The organism is Xylophilus rhododendri (assembly GCF_009906855.1).
GTDB classification, from domain to species: domain Bacteria; phylum Pseudomonadota; class Gammaproteobacteria; order Burkholderiales; family Burkholderiaceae_C; genus Xylophilus; species Xylophilus rhododendri.
Window position 1 is genome coordinate 3,015,179 of sequence record NZ_CP047650.1, and the last position, 15,034, is coordinate 3,030,212.

Sequence of the window (15,034 nt, forward strand, 5' to 3'; positions counted from 1 at the left end):
TTCGTCGGGCCGGCCGGTGCTTCCCTGTGGACGGCGCGGAATCGGCGTCGCGGCGCTGCAATGGGGCTCCATCCACTTGGAGCGCCGCCATGTCCTTTCCGAGTAATGCCACGGCTTCCCTGAACCCGCCCGCCATCCCGCAGCTGCTGCACATCGTGCAGCCGCCCTGGCACGATCCCCATCGGCGCGAGGACTTCGGACCCGACCTGGACGAGGAACGGTCCGGCCGCGCCAGCCCCGAGGATTTCGAGCCTCTGCACGAAGCGGCTCCCGCCCTCTACGACACCCGCGTCGGCGGCAGGACGGTGAGCGACTGGCTGCGCGGCTTCGGCCAGTCCGCCTGGCAGCCGCCCGCGGCCGGCGAAGCGGCGCCGGAGACCTTGCGCAGCGAGGTGATCAATGCTCTCGGCGGGCGCAGGAGCGAGCTGGGAGCCGAGGCCTCGCGCCAGTTCAGCCGGCTCGGCCGCCACCTGCACCAGCTGAAGAGGATTCGCGACCACTTCGCAGAGGAGCATCCGGACCGGCGCGACGAAGTCCATGCCGCCGCCCGGGAATTGATGGCAAGGGCGGTCGAGCGGATGTCGCACGGCCGGGGCGAGGGCGACGCCGCCGCCACCCTGATGCTGCGCATGGAACCGCGGGCCGAGGCCGCGCAGGCGGTGGCGGTGCGTGCTCCGCAGGGCGGGGTCGAGCAGCAGATCCACCGCATCCGGGCCTTCTGGATCTCCCAGGTCTTCACTTCCGAAGAGTCGCTCTACTACCTCATGACCGGCACGATGATCTTCAAGTCCATCCAGGACATGGAAGAGAAATGCCCGGGCGGCAACTACCTGCGCCGCTACGACCCGCGGGTCGACAAGATCATGCAGACCGACGAGTTCGTCTATCCCGATGGCGGTGTCACCCGGGTCTTCCTGACCCTGGCCGAGGGCCTGGTGGAAGTCGCCTTCCGCGGGCCGACCTGGATCTACAAGCAGTGGGATACGCCGCAGACCCTCGCGGCCGGACAACAGCCCACGCCCGATCCGCGCCGCCACGTCAACCCGCACTGGAGCGACGACCCCGAGGTGATCGAGGCCCGCGCCCGCTACGCCAGGATGGCGCGCGGCGAGCGGCGCTAGCGCGTCGGTGGCGGCCTGCGGGCACCGGCGATGCGTGCGTTGACCACCTCGGGATCCGGATTCCAATGCGGGTTGATCTTGCGGGCCCGATGGGGCGGTGGTCGATCGTCCTTGTGCTTGAGCACATAGGGCGTGTCCACCCGGGCCAGCAGCCAGCTCGGGCCGCTGAAGTGCACGGTTTCCGCTGTTCCCTCCCTGACGACCAGCCGGACCGTGACGACGTCGGTGCCCGGGTAGACGAAGCGGCGCTTCTTGTTGCGGAGCCAGCGAAAAAACGGGATGGTGGGTTCGTAGCAGCCTGGCGGGCAGTACTTGTTGAGGCTTTCCGCGGAATAGAACGTCACCACCCCGCTGGAGCTGATGCCGGCCTGGAGGAGATTGCGCTGCTGCCAGTAATACGAGATGTCGATGGCCTGTTGGTCGGCGTTGCGCCTGGCCAGCCATTTCGCGTCGGGCGGGGGGCGTTCTCGGCCTTGCTGGCACTGCCGAGCTGCGGCTCGATGACGAAACCGAGGTCCGCCATCGCGTCGCCCACACCGCCGCCTTCAGCCATCTGCAAGGTGGCGTTGCGCATGAGCCGGTCGGCTTCGTTTTCGATCAGTTCGCGTGAACCGGCCGCGGTGCCCAGGTACTGATCGCGCATCTTCTTCAAATCACGCAGGTAGGCGTGCAGCATCGAGAACTGGCCGGACACCGCCCGGCCGCGGTCGCTGCGTTTGCCGCCCAGGCCATCGACGACACGGGCGCGCAGGGTTTCCGGCGCCGGGTCGTCGGGCGTGCGGTGCCAGGTGACGTTGCCGAAATCCGCGATCCATTGCGAGACGGGGCGGCCTTCGATGGGGAGCTGGAACAGGTCCGGCTCGGTCGTGGTGGTGGCCTGCGTGCTGGTGGAAGTCTCGGACAGAGTGGTGGTGTCGGTCGTGATCCGGGTCGTTGTCGTGGCCGTGGTGGTGGCTGTGGTGCTGTCCGGCATCGTGAAGATCCGCGTCAGCGTCGCGGCATGGGCCTGCCGGTCCGCAGGCAAGCGGGGCAGATCCAGCGGGAGTTGCGGATGCTGCAGGATCTCGACCTCGGGCGGGCGCGCGCCCTGGTAGGGCAGGTGCCAGACCACCGGCGCGTATGCGAAGGTGCTGGTGTTGGCGGGGGTGGTCGGGAACAAGGCCATGGCGGTATCGCTCGGGTGAAAAGACCCGATTCCAGGACCTGCATGGCCACCCTGCCAGCAGGCAAGGGAAAAGCCGCCCGCCGCTACGAAGGCCTCAGCGCATCAGCAGCGCCTGGCGCAGCAGCCGGGTGGCGCGGTCGCGGATGCGGCCCGGCAGCCGGTGCGCCGTCGCTTGCGGCCGGCGTTTTCCGGCGGCGCAGGCCTGCAGGAAGTCGTGCAGGATGGCCGTGTCGTCGATGGTGGCGTGGCGGCCCTGGCGGTGGAACTCGGGGTGCCACTGGGTGGCCGCGATATAGCCGCCGAGCGGCCCGCCGGTGCGGCGTATCGCCTCGGGCACGCCGTCGGGATGGCTCCAGGCCTCCACCGTGAAACCGTCGGCCAGGCGCTTGATGCCCTGGTGGTGGATGCTGTTGACGCGCGAATGGCGCAGGCCCGGGTAGAGGCCGGCCAGCCGCGTGCCCTGCACGATCTCGATGTCGTGGAAGTTCAGGTCGTAGGTGTCGGCATCGCGGTGGCGCAGCGCGCCCTCGTGCTGCGTCTCGATGTCCTGGTAGAGGCTGCCGCCGAAGGCCACGTTGATCAGCTGCAGGCCGCGGCAGACGCCGAAGACCGGCTTGCCCGCCTGGGCGAAGGCCTCCACCACGGCCAGGTCGTAGAGGTCGCGGATGCGGTCGCCCATCCAGGCTTCCTGCAGCGGCTCCTCGCCGTAGCTGCCGGGCCAGACGTCGGCGCCGCCGTGCATCACCACGCCGTCGAGCCACTCGGCGTAATGGGCCAGGGTGACGTCGCCGCGGGCGGTCTCGCCGGTGGGGCAGGGCACCATCACCACCAGCGCACCCGCCGACATCAGCCAGTGGGCGATGGACTGCTCCACGTACTGCAGCGTCTTGCCGGTGAACAGGGGGCGGGACGGGTCCGCGTGCTGGAAGCAGGCGGACAGTCCGATCTTGAGTCGGGTCTGGGCGGTGGAAGGCATCTTGGCGTGCGAGACGGGCGAACGCGCCAGCCTACGCCTTTTTGCCCCGCACCGTGTCAGCCCGGTACCACTTGTTGCGCACTGGCCGGCTCATGCATGGGACAGCCGTTGACCTTGCCGCGGAAGGCAGCCGAGTCCGGATAGACGGCCTTGCGCGCGCGCATCACGCCGCCCAGCGGCCGGTGCGCGGCCAGGCCGTGCCAGGGGTTGAAGGCCAAGCCGTCGTCGATGGCGCGCGAGCGCTCCTCGTTCCAGCCGGGCTGGCGGCCGATACGCAGGCGTGCGACGGCGACATAGGGGCTTTGTTCTTCCGGCCATTCGACCGAGGCGTCCTCGATCGGCATTTTTTCCAGGTCGGTGTTGAGCTGCGCACGCAGCTCCCACTCGGCGCCGTCGTTGCCGGCGAAGAAGCCGTTGACCGCGCCGCGCAGGCCGTCCGGATCGTCGGCGAGGGCGTCTTCGAGCGGCTTGTCCTTGAGTGCGGCCAGGGCCGGCGATACCGGCACCAGCGACAGCTTGGCGACATAGTCGCCGAAGCGCAGCGGCACCTGCGTGAAGAAGGTCTCGCCCAGCGGATGGGTCTGCGCATGGCCGCCCATGGAGACCAGCGTCGGGCTCTCGCCGCCGACCGCCTCCAGCACCTTTTCCGCGCCGCGCAGCAGCACAGACATGATGCGCTTGCCGCCTTCGGCCTTGTCGGTGGTCGAGGCCAGCAGCTTGAGGCTGCGCAGGAAATGCTTGGCATCGGGTGCGTTGAAGACCGGGCCATCGACCATCAGGAAGTCCTGCGTGCTGTCGCCTTCGGAGCCGGGCAGGCGTTCGCCGTCCACGCCCAGCACCTTGAGGGAGACGCCGCGCGGCAGCGAGACGCGGTCGTCGAGCTGCTCGGCCGGCGGCGTTGAGAAGCGCGCGATCACGTCATAGGCCTTGGGCGTGGCGAACAGGCCCTGGGCCAGGGTGGGCGGCAGGCCACCCAGGACTTCGAGCGTGCCGCGCAGCAGGCCGAAGCTCTTGGCATGCACCGAGCGCAGGCCGTGGCCGGTGTGCTCGGCCATGGTCTTGGACATGCCGAGCAGCGTCTCGCGCAGCTCGGCGATGGTTTCGGCCTCGTCCGCCTGCGGCTCTTCGACCGCGGGCGAATAAGGAATGGGCGTGGGGGTGTTGTTGGTGTTCATGCGTGCCGTTCTATCCCCCGCTTGCGATGCGGCATGTAGGCGGGCACGCCCCGTGCGCGAGAGCCTTAGAAGCCGACGTCCACCGTGATGCTGTCCGTGTAGATTCCGGCGGCCGGCAGCGGCTGGTCGGTGTAGATGCGGGCGGTGTAGGGCATCAGCTGGTTGGTGGTGCCGTCGGGAATGCCCACCGCGTTGGCGCGTGCGCCGGCGGTCAGGCCCCAGACGGTGCTGTCGGGCTTGAAGATGTCGTACTGCAGGCGGTTGGTGCCGGAGGACATCTGGCGCCGGCCGGCCAGCGGGCTGCCGCCGGCCGACAGGCCCACGGTGTAGACCATGCCCTTGGTGCAGAGAAAACCCATGTTCTGGCTCACCACCGGAAAGGCGCTGAGCAGGGGCGCGCTGCCGAACTGGATGTCGGGCGCGTTGATCGCGCAGTCGTTGGTGACGGTGAGGGTGATCTGCAGGGTGCTCGGCACATTGGTGCCGCTGGCGGGCACGCCCACGCAGATATCGCCGAGGCCGATCACGCCCTCGCAGATGTTGGCGTAGGTCCACAGCACGGTCAGGGTGTCGGTGTAGATGCCCGCCGCGACATTGGCGCTGAGGCCGGTGGTGATGTTGAAGGGCACACGCGCCCCGTTGCTGCCGAGCAGCGAGACCAGATTCGCGCCGTTGGCGCTCACCACCAGCTGGCCGGTGCTGTAGGGCGTGCCGCTGGCGGCCGTCACCGAATAGGGAATGCTGTCCGTACCGTTCTTCAGCGTGAGCCCGGTGGTGGCGCCGGAGATGCTGGCGCTCAGCACCGGATTGCCGTTGCCCAGGGCCAGCACCACGCCGTTGCAGCGCAGCTCGGTGACCGCCGTGCCGGTGCGCACCGGCCCGCTGCGCACCACGAAGGAGGAGACGCTGCCCAGCGCGTTGCCCGAAGTGACGAAGCTGCAGCCCCAGGCCGCGCCGCCCGCCAGGCAGGCCAGCAGCACCAGCAGGCGGGCGAGGCAGCGCCTCATGGCGGCGGCTCCCCGGCACTGCATTGCAGCTCGCGTCGTCCCTGGCGGTATTGGGCAGCCTCGAAACGCACATGGCAGGGGCCGCTGCCGGTCCGCATCAGCAGGGTGTTGAAGGGCAGCAGCTCCGGCAGGAAGACCACGCCGTCCCAGCCGACGACCGTGTCGAGATTCGCCTCCACATGGCGCAGCGGCGTGCCGGCGCGCAGCGGGGCGCCGTCCACGCCCACCAGGAAAAGCGTGGCCGATTCCACCGTGCGCACCGGCAGCTCCATCACGGCGCCGGTGCCGCCGCGCACGGCCATGCCGCGCTGGGGTGTCTGCACCTGCACGTCGGGCGGCAGGTCGAGCATCTCGATCGCGTACTGGCCTTCGAGGTAACCGGGTACCTGCGGCACGAGGAGATAGCCGTCGCGGTCGGTGGTGCCGATGAGCTGCTGGTCGTAGCGCACCGGCACGCCCTCGCGGCCGGTGGAGACCAGGGCGAAGGCATCGGTGACCCGGTTGGTGGCGAAGGCCCGGCCGTCCAGGTAGCCGAGCGAGCCGCTGGCGCCGGCCCAGCGCGAGACCTGGCCGCCGCTGCCGTAGACGCCGCCCTGCAGCAGCATCCGCCGGTCGCGGTACTGCAGGGCGGCCTGGGTGTAGTCGCCGTTGTGCTGCTCGGCGAGCGAATGGGAGATGTTCCAGCCGAAGCCGCCGTCGGACGGGATGTCCTGCTGGTACTGGGCCTGCAGGCGCTGCTGGTCGCCGCTCTTGACGGCGGCCAGGTTGGCGCTGGCGTTGCGGCCCAGGGTGTAGGTGAGCTGCAGCCGCACCTGGGTCTCGCCGGTCTCGATGGTGCGGCCGGCCGAGACCGACAGGAAGGCGGTATTGCTGATCGGGCGGGTGTAGCTGGCATAGACCACGCGGCTGCGGGCGTTGTCCGGCGACAGGGTGCTGCCGCCGCCGCGCAGGTCCACCATGCCGGCGCTGATCGCGCCCACGCCCAGCGTCATGTTGGCGCTGATCTGGCGCTGGCGGCGGTAGAGGCGATAGCCGTCGTTGGCATAACTCGCGGCGTCGCCGTAGCCGGCCTGGCGGTTGATCTGCTGCAGGCTGACACCGCCGCTCTGGGTGTTGTATTGGTAGCCCATGCTGGTCTGCCAGCCGCTGCCGGTGGTGGGTGTGCTGCCGCGCGACAGCGATGCGGCCAGGGTGCCGAAATAGCCCGGCTGCAGCACGGCGCCCAGGCCCGCCACCGACAGGCCACGGCCGGCCTGGCCCTGGGCCTCCAGCGTGAGTTTGTCGCTCCAGCCGCGCCGGACCACACCGGCGGCCAGCGGCGCGCCGTAGTCGAAGCTGCGCAGGCCGTAGTTGCGGCGCAGCGCGCCGATCGACACCGAGTAGTCGGTGAGCCCCGGCCGCAGCAAAGTGGTGCTGACGTAGAAGGGCAGGTTGGTCGAGACCTGGCGGCCCAGCGCGTCGGTGGTCACCACCGTGGCCGCGCCGGCGCCGCTCACATACGGCAGCTCGTTGAAGACGAAGGGCCCGGGATCGATGTTGCGGCTGGCCGTGCGGTAGCCGTTGACGAACAGGTCCACCGCCGAGGGCACGGCGGCCTGGCCAGCGAACTGCGGCAGCGGGTAGCTCACCAGGTCCGGCCGCAGTCCGAAATTGCGCGACCACTGCACCCCGCCCAAACGCACCGCGCTGCTCCAGGGCAGGGCGCCGAGCACCACGTCGCCGATGCTGCGTTCGGCCGCGCCTTCGGTGTCGGGTGTGGTCCAGCGGCTGTCGTAGCGCAGATAGGCCGGGCCGCTCCAGCCGCCGCGCCGCAGGATGCCGGTGTGGCTGAACACGCCGGTGGGGCTGAAGTAGCGCGCCTCGGTCCAGGCCGAGTTCATCGAGACGCCCTGGCTCTGGGTGCTGTAGAGGTCGTAGTTCAGCAGCAGGCCGGTGCCGGCGACCGCCTGCACCCGCCGGCGCAGGCCGCTGCCGGGCAGGCTCTGCTCGGGCAGCCATTCGGGCGGCACGCTCAGCAGCAGGCGCTGGCCGAGGCTGTCGTATTCGGTGGAGACGCCGGGCAGGCTGTCCACCGCCACGCGCTGGGCCGCCGCCGCCTGGCGCAGCACGTAGAGGCGCCGCAGGATGGCGGCATCCACCTCGTAGTGGGGGCCGCGCTGCGTCACCTCGACCACCTCGCCGCTGGAGCGGCCGTTGACGACCAGCTCCAGGAACAGCGGCACCGGCGCGCCCGCCTCGGCTTGCTGGGCCGCGGGCGGCACGCCGGCCGAGAGCTGGCGCGGCAGCCACAGGCAGACGGCCAGCACCGGCACGACATGGCGGCGGCGTCGTGCACCTTCAGCCCGCGGCACGTCGGATGTCGGCGGGGCGCCCGTTGATCTGCACCCGCAGCGCGGCCTTGGGCGGGATCGCCTGGGCGATGGGAAAACGCATGCGCGCGCCGGCCAGCACGTAGCCGAGCAGGCCGGGGTTGATCACCTGGCTGCGGCCATCCGGGCTGCTCCATTCCACGGCCGTCACCCGGGCGTGCGCGGCGCCGCTGTTGTCCAGCACCAGGACCGGCTTGCCGTCCTGCTGCATGCTGTCCCAGGACAGGGCGGGCTGCAGCGCGTCGCGGTCCGGTCCGCCCAGGCCGTCGCGGGTGCGCGAGAGCGGCGGCAGGGCGCCGGCGCCGTAGATGAAGAGCGGCACGGCGTAGCGCAGTTGCAGCTTGACCGAGGCGCCGGCGCGCTGGTCGGCCTCGGCCTGTTCGGGCGTGGGCAGCTCGTCGATGAACACGCGGTAGGGCTGCTCCACCCCGGGCGTGGCCGGCCGGGTGGCGATCAGCCGCACCAGCTGCCGGCCGCCGGGCGCGATGGTGGCGATCGGCGGGCTGGGCAGCACGCCCTGCTGGGGCTCGTAGCGGTCCTCGCCGCCGTCCTGGCGCCAGTCGAAGATGCGTACCTGCAGCGTGGCGCGGGCCCCGCCCTGGTTCTCCAGCCAGAGCGCGGCGGCCTGCTGGCCGGCGGGGATGATCGGGTCGATCGGCCAGATCAGCAGCGGCGTGCCGGCCCGCGCCGCTGTCAGGCCCAGGCCCGGCAGCAGCGACACGGCCAGGCCACGCGCCAGCAGCTGGCGACGGGCATCGGAGCGCGGCGGGATCTTCACCAGGTCAAGGTCACCTGGACCGTGTCGGAATACAGGCCCGCCGGCAGCCCCACGCCCGGCAGCAGCAGGCTGCCCTGCAGCGGCAGGGCCTGGGCGGCGGTGCCCAGCGCCAGGCCGATCTGCGTGCCGGGCAGCACCGGCTGGTTGCCGCCGACCGTGGTGGAGATCGAATAGGGCACGAAGGCCCCGCTGCCGTTGGCCAGGCGGCGCTGCACGCCCACGGCATGCAGGCCGGCGTCGATGCTCAGCTGCGCGGTGGTGCCGGCGGTGCAGACCAGCAGCGCCTGGCTGCCGCCGGAGGGGCCGAGCGCCGAGGTCTTCAGGCCGGTGTTCAGCGCCGAAAAGCTGCCGAAATTGATCGCGCCGAACACCAGTCCGCTGGTCTGGCCGATGTTGCCCGAGACCACGCAGCCGTTCTGCACCGTGGCGCCCACGCTGAAGCTGGGCGAGGGCGTGATGGTTGCCGCCGGCGCGCTGCCCGATGCGGCGGCCAGCGCCAGCCCCGGCCCGAGGCCGATGGCCGCGAGGCGGCGCAGCAGGGGGGACGGCGGCATCGGTCTGGTCAGAAGGTGAGCGTCACCGTCAGGGTGTCGGAGTAGGTGCCCGAGGGCAGGGCGGCGGCGCTGGTCTTGTTGACCTGGCCGAAGATCGGCAGGTTGATCGCCGCGCCGTTGGCGGGAATCGCGAAGCCGCTCAGCGCCGTGCCCACCGGATAGGCCACGGTGCGGCCGGCATCCTGGTAGATCTCGTAGGGGATGTAGGCGGTGCCGTTCTTCATGGCACGGCTGCCCACGCCCACGGAGGTGCCCTGGCCGGCGTTGCTGCCGCCGTCGATGGTGATGGACAGCCCGCTCACGTCGGGCGAGCACAGCACCTGGGTGGACCCGCCGCCGCTGGCGCCGCCGACCGGGATGGCGGTCAGGGTGCCGGTGAAGGTGCTGGGCTGGGAGGTGAAGCTGAGTGTGCCCAGGTTGATGCCGCTGCTCGAACCCGGCACGCCGACGACGATGCAGCTGGCCGTCAGGGTCAGCGTTGCGTTGAGCGTGCCGCTGAGGGTGGCCGTCTGGCCGTTGACCGCCAGCAGGGCCAGTCCCAGCGCAGCCGCCATGCCGCGCAGCCAACGCCAGTCGCCGCCGCTGCCTTGTTTGTCGAAAGCCATCTGTGCCCCTTGGATGCCGTGAAGTCAGGTGATCGCGGACTACGCGATGGTCGCGCGTCCAGTCTAGACTTCTTTATCGCACCGAGGGGCGGTTTACTTAAGGATTGTTACGAAGGGCGCGGGAAAATCCCGGGTTCTCAAGCCGCGCGGAAAGGCCGGCTGAGGTAGCGTGAGCCGGCTTCGCCGAAGCGCCAGGGCATGTCGATGGCACGGCTGATGCCGATGCGCGGGCCGGTCAGCAGCACCACTTGCTCGTCGTGCCGGCGCGGCAGCAGCTCGAAGGGCGGCGCGTCCAGGGCCAGGCCGTCGAGGCGGCGGTCGATGGCCAGCGCCTGGCCGATGCGGCCCGGGCCGGCGCAGAAGAGGCGGATGTCCTCCAGGCCGCGGCGTTCCCGCATGCGGTCCAGGCCCTGGGTGGGTTCGATGGCGCGGATCAGCACCCCAGCGCCATGGCCCGCCTCGCGGCAGACGACATTCAGGCACCAGTGGATGCCGTAGGAGCGGTAGACGTAGGCATGGCCGGGCGGCCCGAACATGGCCCGGTTGCGCTCTGTCGGCCCGGCATGGCTGTGCGATGCGGCGTCGTCGCGGTCATAGGCCTCGGTCTCGACGATGCGGCCGCCCACGCCGTCGACCAGCAGGGTCACGCCGATCAGCGCGGCGGCGACGATCTCGGCCGGCCGGTCGAAATCGACGCCCGCGATCACGCGGCCTGCCCCGCTGCGGGATAACGCCCGCCCAGGCTCTTGGTGATGGCGCGGCCGGCGGCCTGCACCGGCGCGGCATGGGCGCGGTCCAGGCGTTCGGTGGGCATGGTCAGGGTGACGGCGCCGGCCAGGCCGCCATCGGCGCCGAAGACCGGCGCGGCCAGGCCGGCCAGCTCGGGAATGCGGTCGCCGATCAGCACCACGACCTGCTCGCGCAGGATGCGTGCGCCGATCGCCGCATCGCCTTCGCTGCCGGCGCCGTAGGCCTGCAGGATGCGGCCGCCGGCGCCGCGGTCCAGGGGCAGCAGGTCGCCGGGCTTCTGGTTGTCGCGCACCGGCCGGGGCGAATCGATGCGGTAGAGGCACAGGCGCTGCGCGCCGTGAGGCACGTAATAGGCGGCGCTTTCGTGGGTGGCATCGACCAGCGCCTGCAGCGCCGGCATCACCGCGTCTTCCAGCGAGAAGGAGGCGGCGAACACCCGGTGCAGCCGCTCCACCTCGGCGCCCACCGTCCAGCGGCCATCGGGCAGGCGCTGCGCCAGGTGGGCATGGGCCAGCGAGGCCAGCATGCGCAGCACCGTGCTCTTGCTGATGCGGCTGCGGGCGGCGAGTTCGGCCAGGCTCAGCACCGGCTGGGCGGCGCTGAAGCAGGCCAGCAGCGAAAGGGCGCGGTCCAGCGTGGCGATGCCGCCCTCGGCGGCGTTCTGGTCGGCTAGCGCGGGGACGGCGGGGCGTTTGGGCATGAAGGCGGAATACGGATTGGAAGCGCGGTGAAAGCCGATATTTTGCGGGGCGAACCGCATCGTAGATAGAATTGCGTTCTATCTTTGCAAGCAATCGAGACACGACCATGCCCATTTCCCGACTTCGTCCCCTCACCCGCCGCGCCCTGGGCGCCGTCCTGCTGCTGGCCGCCGCCGCGGCGAACGCGCAGTCGGGTTTCCCGAACCAGCCGATCCGCCTGGTCGTGCCCTTCCCGCCCGCCGGCGGCACCGACACGCTCACCCGCCTGGTGATGAACGAGGTCACCCAGGCCACGCAGTGGAACTTCGTGATCGACAACCGCCCGGGCGCAGGCGGCAACATCGGCCTGGACATGGTCGCCAAGGCCAAGAACGACGGCTACACGCTCGGCAGCGGCCAGACCGCCAACCTGGCGATCAACCCCAGCCTGTATTCCAAGCTGCCCTTCGATCCGCTGAAGGATTTCGCCCCGGTGGCCCTGCTGGCCTCCCAGCCGGTGGTGATCGTGGTGCGCGCCGATTCGCCGCTGAAGAACGTGGCCGACCTCAAGGCCAAGGCGCTGAAGGACGCGGTCAACATGGCCTCGCCCGGCACCGGCACCGTCGGCCACATCGCCGGCGAGATGTTCGCGCGCCGCGCCGGCATCAAGTTCACCCATGTGCCCTACAAGGGCGCCGGCCCGGCGATCACCGACCTGATCGGCGGCGTGACCGACATCTACATCGCCACCCCGCCCAGCGTCATCCAGATGATCAAGGCCGGCAAGCTGCGCGCCCTGGCCGTGACCTCGGCCGCGCGTATCCCGGCCCTGGCTGACGTGCCGACCGTGGCCGAGTCCGGCTACTCGGGCTTCGTCGCCGAGGACTGGAAGGCCCTGGTCGCGCCCGCCGGCACGCCCGAGGCGGTGATCCACCAGCTCAACGTGGCCGTGAACGCCGCGCTGAAGAAGCCCGCCTTCATCACCCGCATGCAGGAAGAAGGCACCACCGCCCGCGGCGGCAGCCCGGCCGAGCTGGGCGCCTTCATCAAGACCGAGAACCAGCGCTGGGGCGCGGCCGTGAAGGCTTCCGGCGCCAAGGCAGACTAAGGGCATGACGACTGCATCTCCCCGCACCCCCACCCGGCCGCTGAAGGGCGTCCGGGTGCTGGACCTGACCAATGTGCTGGCCGGTCCCTTCGCCTGCCACCAGCTGGCCCACATGGGCGCCGACGTGATCAAGGTGGAAGCCCGCATTGGCGGCGACCTGGCACGCCAGCTCGGCGCCGACGCGGCGCTGAACAAGGCCTACATGGGCGCCTCCTTCCTGGCGCAGAACCCGGGCAAGCGCTCCATCACGCTGGACCTGAAGCAGGCGCGCGGCAAGGAGATCTTCCAGCGCCTGGTGGCCAGCGCCGACGTGCTGGTGGAGAACTTCCGCCCCGGCGTGATGCAGCGCCTGGGCCTGGGCTACGAGACCCTGCTGGCGTCGCAGCCCAAGCTGATTTATTGCGCCATCTCCGGTTTCGGCCAGGACGGCCCGCTGCGCGACCTGCCGGCCTATGACCAGATCATCCAGGGCATGTCCGGGATGATGAGCATCACCGGCGCACCCGAGAACGCGCCCTACCGCGTCGGCTACCCGGTGGCCGACACCATCGGCGGGCTGACCGCCGCGATGGCGGTGGCCGGAGCCCTGGCCGACAAGCAGCGCACCGGCGGCAGCTTCATCGACGTGTCCATGCTCGAAGCGGCGATGGCGACGATGGGCTGGGCCGTGTCCAACCACCTGGTGGCCGGGCGCGAGCCCAAGCCCATGGGCAACGACAACGTCACCGCCAGCCCCTCGGGCAGCTTCGCCACCGGCGAGGGCCTGCTCAACATCGCGGCCAACAAGCAGGAGCAGTTCGAGGCCGTCTGCCGCGTGGTCGGCCGGCCGGAACTGGCCACCGACCCCCGCTTCGCCGAACGCCAGGGCCGCCTGGCGCACCGCGCCGAACTCAAGGCCGAGCTGGAAGCGGCCATGGCCAGCGATTCGGCCGAGCGCTGGTGGAAACGCTTCAACGAAGCCGGCGTGCCGGCCGGCCCGGTCTACACCGTGCCGCAGGCGCTGGAGCATCCGCAGATCGCCGGGCGCGGCCTGGTCGCGCAGTTCGACAAGGTGCCCGGCGTCGGCCGCGACGTGCGGGTGATGCGCACCGGCTTCAAGCTCGACGGCCAGGCGCCGACGGTGGATGCACCGCCGCCGATGCTGGGCCAGCACAACGACGACATCCTGGGCGAACTCGGCTATGGCGCCGACGACATCGCCACCTTCAAGAGCGAGAAGATCGTATGAGCGAAGCAAAAGACAAATCCGCCGACCTGCAGGCCGCCGAGAACTGGTGGGCCACCGACATCATCGACATGAGCCCGGGCGTGATCCGCTACCGCGGCTATCCCATCCAGGAACTGATCTCCGGCGGCGTCGGCCTGGCCCAGATGATCTGGCTGATGACCCGCGGCGAGCTGCCCTCGCCCGCCCAGGCGCGGCTGCTGGACGCGGTGCTGATGTCGGCGGTGGACCACGGCCCGCAGGCGCCCAGCATCGCCATCGCCCGCATGGCCGCGACCTGCGGCGTGGGCCTGAACAACGCCATGGCCAGCGCGGTCAACGTGCTGGGCGACGTGCACGGCGGCGCGGGCGAGCAGGCGGTGGGCGTGTACCTGGACATCGCCGCGCGCATCGATGCCGGCGCCACGCAGGACGAGGCGGTGGAAGCCGGGCTCGACGCCTGCATCGCCGAATACGGCAAGTTCATCCCCGGCTTCGGCCACCGCTTCCACCCGGTCGATCCGCGCACCGCGCCGCTGCTGGCGCTGGTGGATGCGGCCGCCGGGCGGGGCGAGGTCTCCGGCCGCTACGCCGTCATCGGCCGCGCGGTGGAAGATGCCCTGGCGCGTCGCAAGGGCGGCCGGCGCATCCCGATGAACATCGACGGCGCCACGGCGGTGATCTATGCCGAGCTGGGTTTCCCGGCGCCGCTGGCGCGCGGCCTGTTCTGCCTGTCGCGCTCGGTCGGCATCCTGGCCCATGCCTGGGAGCAGACCCAGCAGGGCGGCCGCAACAAGGGTCCGCTGCCGCGCACGGTGATCCCGGCCTATACCGGGCAGCCGCAGCGCCCGGTGCCGCCGCAATAAACCAGCCTCCCGCGTGCATTTCCTGCCATGAGCATGGGGATGCACAATCAAACGATGCTCACCCTCCGCACCTCGCCTCTCTCACCCTTTGGCCGCAAGGTCCGCATCGCGGCGGACGTGGCCGGACTGTCGGACCGCATCACCATCGTGGCGGCCGACACCGGCAATCCGGACGACAGCCTGCGCAGCCAGAACCCGCTGGGCAAGATCCCGGCGCTGCTGCTGGAGGATGGCGAGGCGCTGTTCGACTCGCGGGTGATCGTCGAATACCTGCACGACATGGCGCCCTGGGGCGGCCTGTTCCCCGAAGGCCCGCAGCGCTTCGCCGTGCTGCGCCAGCAGGCCCTGGCCGACGGGCTGATGGATGCCTGCATCCTGCAGGTCTACGAGAAGCGCTACCGCCCAGCCGAGCACCATGTGCAGAGCTGGCTGGACTACCAGCGCGGCAAGATGGAGCGGGCACTGGAGTTCGCCCACCAGCGTTACGCGACGCCGCGCGAGGGCGCGCCCGATGCGGGCGAGATCGCGCTGGCCTGCGCCCTGGGTTATCTCGACCTGCGTTTCGAAGGGAAATGGCGTCAGCAGTACCCGGCGCTGCAGGCCTGGCTGGCTTCGTTCGCCGAGCGCACCCCGGCTTTCGCCGGGACCGCGCCGCCGACGGCCTGATCCGGCGGGC

16 protein-coding genes are annotated in these 15,034 nt (G+C 70.7%); 5 read left to right on the forward strand and 11 right to left on the reverse strand.

Features of this window, described 5'->3' with window-relative positions:
* The first annotated feature begins 89 nt into the window (after nucleotides 1–89).
* The gene (locus tag GT347_RS13825) at nucleotides 90–1,121 is read left to right on the forward strand and encodes a hypothetical protein (RefSeq protein ID WP_160552653.1); all 1,032 of its coding nucleotides are present in this window, start codon (nucleotides 90–92) and stop codon (nucleotides 1,119–1,121) included.
* Here GT347_RS13825 and GT347_RS13830 read toward each other — a convergent pair.
* The 11 genes from GT347_RS13830 to GT347_RS27550 all read right to left on the reverse strand — a co-directional run bounded on the left by GT347_RS13830 (nucleotide 1,118) and on the right by GT347_RS27550 (nucleotide 11,200).
* Nucleotides 1,118–1,465 carry a hypothetical protein gene (locus GT347_RS13830; protein ID WP_160552655.1) on the reverse strand — a complete coding sequence of 116 codons (348 nt, stop codon included), beginning with the start codon at nucleotides 1,463–1,465 and terminating at the stop codon, nucleotides 1,118–1,120. The two genes, GT347_RS13825 and GT347_RS13830, sit on opposite strands and share 4 nt — an antisense overlap.
* A complete protein-coding gene (locus GT347_RS13835) occupies nucleotides 1,462–2,286 on the reverse strand; it encodes a hypothetical protein (RefSeq protein ID WP_160552656.1) in 825 nt (274 codons plus the stop codon). The genes GT347_RS13830 and GT347_RS13835 overlap by 4 nt, the downstream gene beginning before the upstream one ends.
* Before the next feature lie 94 nt (nucleotides 2,287–2,380).
* Complete coding sequence (locus GT347_RS13840; RefSeq protein WP_160552658.1) at nucleotides 2,381–3,262, reverse strand: gamma-glutamyl-gamma-aminobutyrate hydrolase family protein; 882 nt, start codon at nucleotides 3,260–3,262, stop codon at nucleotides 2,381–2,383.
* 56 nt (nucleotides 3,263–3,318) lie between these two features.
* Entirely contained in the window at nucleotides 3,319–4,437 is a 1,119-nt protein-coding gene (locus GT347_RS13845; protein WP_160552660.1) for a catalase family protein, read from the reverse strand.
* A 65-nt stretch (nucleotides 4,438–4,502) separates the two neighbouring features.
* Nucleotides 4,503–5,444, reverse strand: coding sequence for a Csu type fimbrial protein (locus tag GT347_RS13850; RefSeq protein WP_160552662.1), 942 nt, complete (start codon nucleotides 5,442–5,444; stop codon nucleotides 4,503–4,505).
* Nucleotides 5,441–7,795: a fimbria/pilus outer membrane usher protein gene (locus GT347_RS13855; RefSeq protein WP_160552664.1), complete on the reverse strand. Its 2,355-nt coding sequence runs from the start codon at nucleotides 7,793–7,795 to the stop codon at nucleotides 5,441–5,443. Before GT347_RS13855 ends, GT347_RS13850 begins: the two co-directional genes overlap by 4 nt.
* On the reverse strand, nucleotides 7,782–8,591 hold the full coding sequence (locus GT347_RS13860) for a fimbrial biogenesis chaperone (RefSeq protein WP_160552666.1): 810 nt from the start codon (nucleotides 8,589–8,591) through the stop codon (nucleotides 7,782–7,784). The genes GT347_RS13855 and GT347_RS13860 overlap by 14 nt, the downstream gene beginning before the upstream one ends.
* A complete protein-coding gene (locus tag GT347_RS13865; RefSeq protein ID WP_160552667.1) occupies nucleotides 8,588–9,145 on the reverse strand; it encodes a spore coat protein U domain-containing protein in 558 nt (185 codons plus the stop codon). Before GT347_RS13865 ends, GT347_RS13860 begins: the two co-directional genes overlap by 4 nt.
* Before the next feature lie 8 nt (nucleotides 9,146–9,153).
* Nucleotides 9,154–9,750 (reverse strand): Csu type fimbrial protein, encoded by a 597-nt coding sequence (locus GT347_RS13870; protein ID WP_229722305.1) that lies wholly within the window; start codon nucleotides 9,748–9,750, stop codon nucleotides 9,154–9,156.
* 137 nt (nucleotides 9,751–9,887) lie between these two features.
* Complete coding sequence (locus GT347_RS27545; protein WP_229722306.1) at nucleotides 9,888–10,457, reverse strand: DNA-3-methyladenine glycosylase; 570 nt, start codon at nucleotides 10,455–10,457, stop codon at nucleotides 9,888–9,890.
* Nucleotides 10,454–11,200, reverse strand: a complete 747-nt coding sequence (locus GT347_RS27550; RefSeq protein ID WP_229722307.1) for an IclR family transcriptional regulator — start codon at nucleotides 11,198–11,200, stop codon at nucleotides 10,454–10,456. The genes GT347_RS27545 and GT347_RS27550 overlap by 4 nt, the downstream gene beginning before the upstream one ends.
* Nucleotides 11,201–11,307: 107 nt before the next feature.
* On the opposite strand from GT347_RS27550, the gene GT347_RS13880 reads away from it, so the two are divergent.
* The 4 genes from GT347_RS13880 to GT347_RS13895 are packed head-to-tail and all read left to right on the forward strand — an operon-like array spanning nucleotide 11,308 to nucleotide 15,024.
* Nucleotides 11,308–12,288 carry a Bug family tripartite tricarboxylate transporter substrate binding protein gene (locus GT347_RS13880; protein ID WP_160552669.1) on the forward strand — a complete coding sequence of 327 codons (981 nt, stop codon included), beginning with the start codon at nucleotides 11,308–11,310 and terminating at the stop codon, nucleotides 12,286–12,288.
* A 4-nt stretch (nucleotides 12,289–12,292) separates the two neighbouring features.
* On the forward strand, nucleotides 12,293–13,516 hold the full coding sequence (locus GT347_RS13885; RefSeq protein WP_160552671.1) for a CaiB/BaiF CoA transferase family protein: 1,224 nt from the start codon (nucleotides 12,293–12,295) through the stop codon (nucleotides 13,514–13,516).
* Complete coding sequence (locus tag GT347_RS13890; RefSeq protein ID WP_160552673.1) at nucleotides 13,513–14,358, forward strand: citryl-CoA lyase; 846 nt, start codon at nucleotides 13,513–13,515, stop codon at nucleotides 14,356–14,358. Before GT347_RS13885 ends, GT347_RS13890 begins: the two co-directional genes overlap by 4 nt.
* 54 nt (nucleotides 14,359–14,412) lie before the next feature.
* Complete coding sequence (locus tag GT347_RS13895) at nucleotides 14,413–15,024, forward strand: glutathione S-transferase family protein (RefSeq protein WP_160552675.1); 612 nt, start codon at nucleotides 14,413–14,415, stop codon at nucleotides 15,022–15,024.
* The last annotated feature ends 10 nt before the right edge of the window (nucleotides 15,025–15,034 follow it).

Bases quoted from the DNA above. Each gene is read 5' to 3' on its own strand.
- GT347_RS13825 (WP_160552653.1), top strand. From the start codon at position 90: ATGTCCTTTCCGAGTAATGCCACGGCTTCCCTGAACCCGCCCGCCATC.
- GT347_RS13835 (WP_160552656.1), bottom strand. From the start codon at position 2,286: ATGGCCTTGTTCCCGACCACCCCCGCCAACACCAGCACCTTCGCATAC.
- GT347_RS13840 (WP_160552658.1), bottom strand. From the start codon at position 3,262: ATGCCTTCCACCGCCCAGACCCGACTCAAGATCGGACTGTCCGCCTGC.
- GT347_RS13845 (WP_160552660.1), bottom strand. From the start codon at position 4,437: ATGAACACCAACAACACCCCCACGCCCATTCCTTATTCGCCCGCGGTC.
- GT347_RS13850 (WP_160552662.1), bottom strand. From the start codon at position 5,444: ATGAGGCGCTGCCTCGCCCGCCTGCTGGTGCTGCTGGCCTGCCTGGCG.
- GT347_RS13865 (WP_160552667.1), bottom strand. From the start codon at position 9,145: ATGCCGCCGTCCCCCCTGCTGCGCCGCCTCGCGGCCATCGGCCTCGGG.
- GT347_RS13870 (WP_229722305.1), bottom strand. From the start codon at position 9,750: ATGGCTTTCGACAAACAAGGCAGCGGCGGCGACTGGCGTTGGCTGCGC.
- GT347_RS27550 (WP_229722307.1), bottom strand. From the start codon at position 11,200: ATGCCCAAACGCCCCGCCGTCCCCGCGCTAGCCGACCAGAACGCCGCC.
- GT347_RS13880 (WP_160552669.1), top strand. From the start codon at position 11,308: ATGCCCATTTCCCGACTTCGTCCCCTCACCCGCCGCGCCCTGGGCGCC.
- GT347_RS13885 (WP_160552671.1), top strand. From the start codon at position 12,293: ATGACGACTGCATCTCCCCGCACCCCCACCCGGCCGCTGAAGGGCGTC.
- GT347_RS13890 (WP_160552673.1), top strand. From the start codon at position 13,513: ATGAGCGAAGCAAAAGACAAATCCGCCGACCTGCAGGCCGCCGAGAAC.
- GT347_RS13895 (WP_160552675.1), top strand. From the start codon at position 14,413: ATGCTCACCCTCCGCACCTCGCCTCTCTCACCCTTTGGCCGCAAGGTC.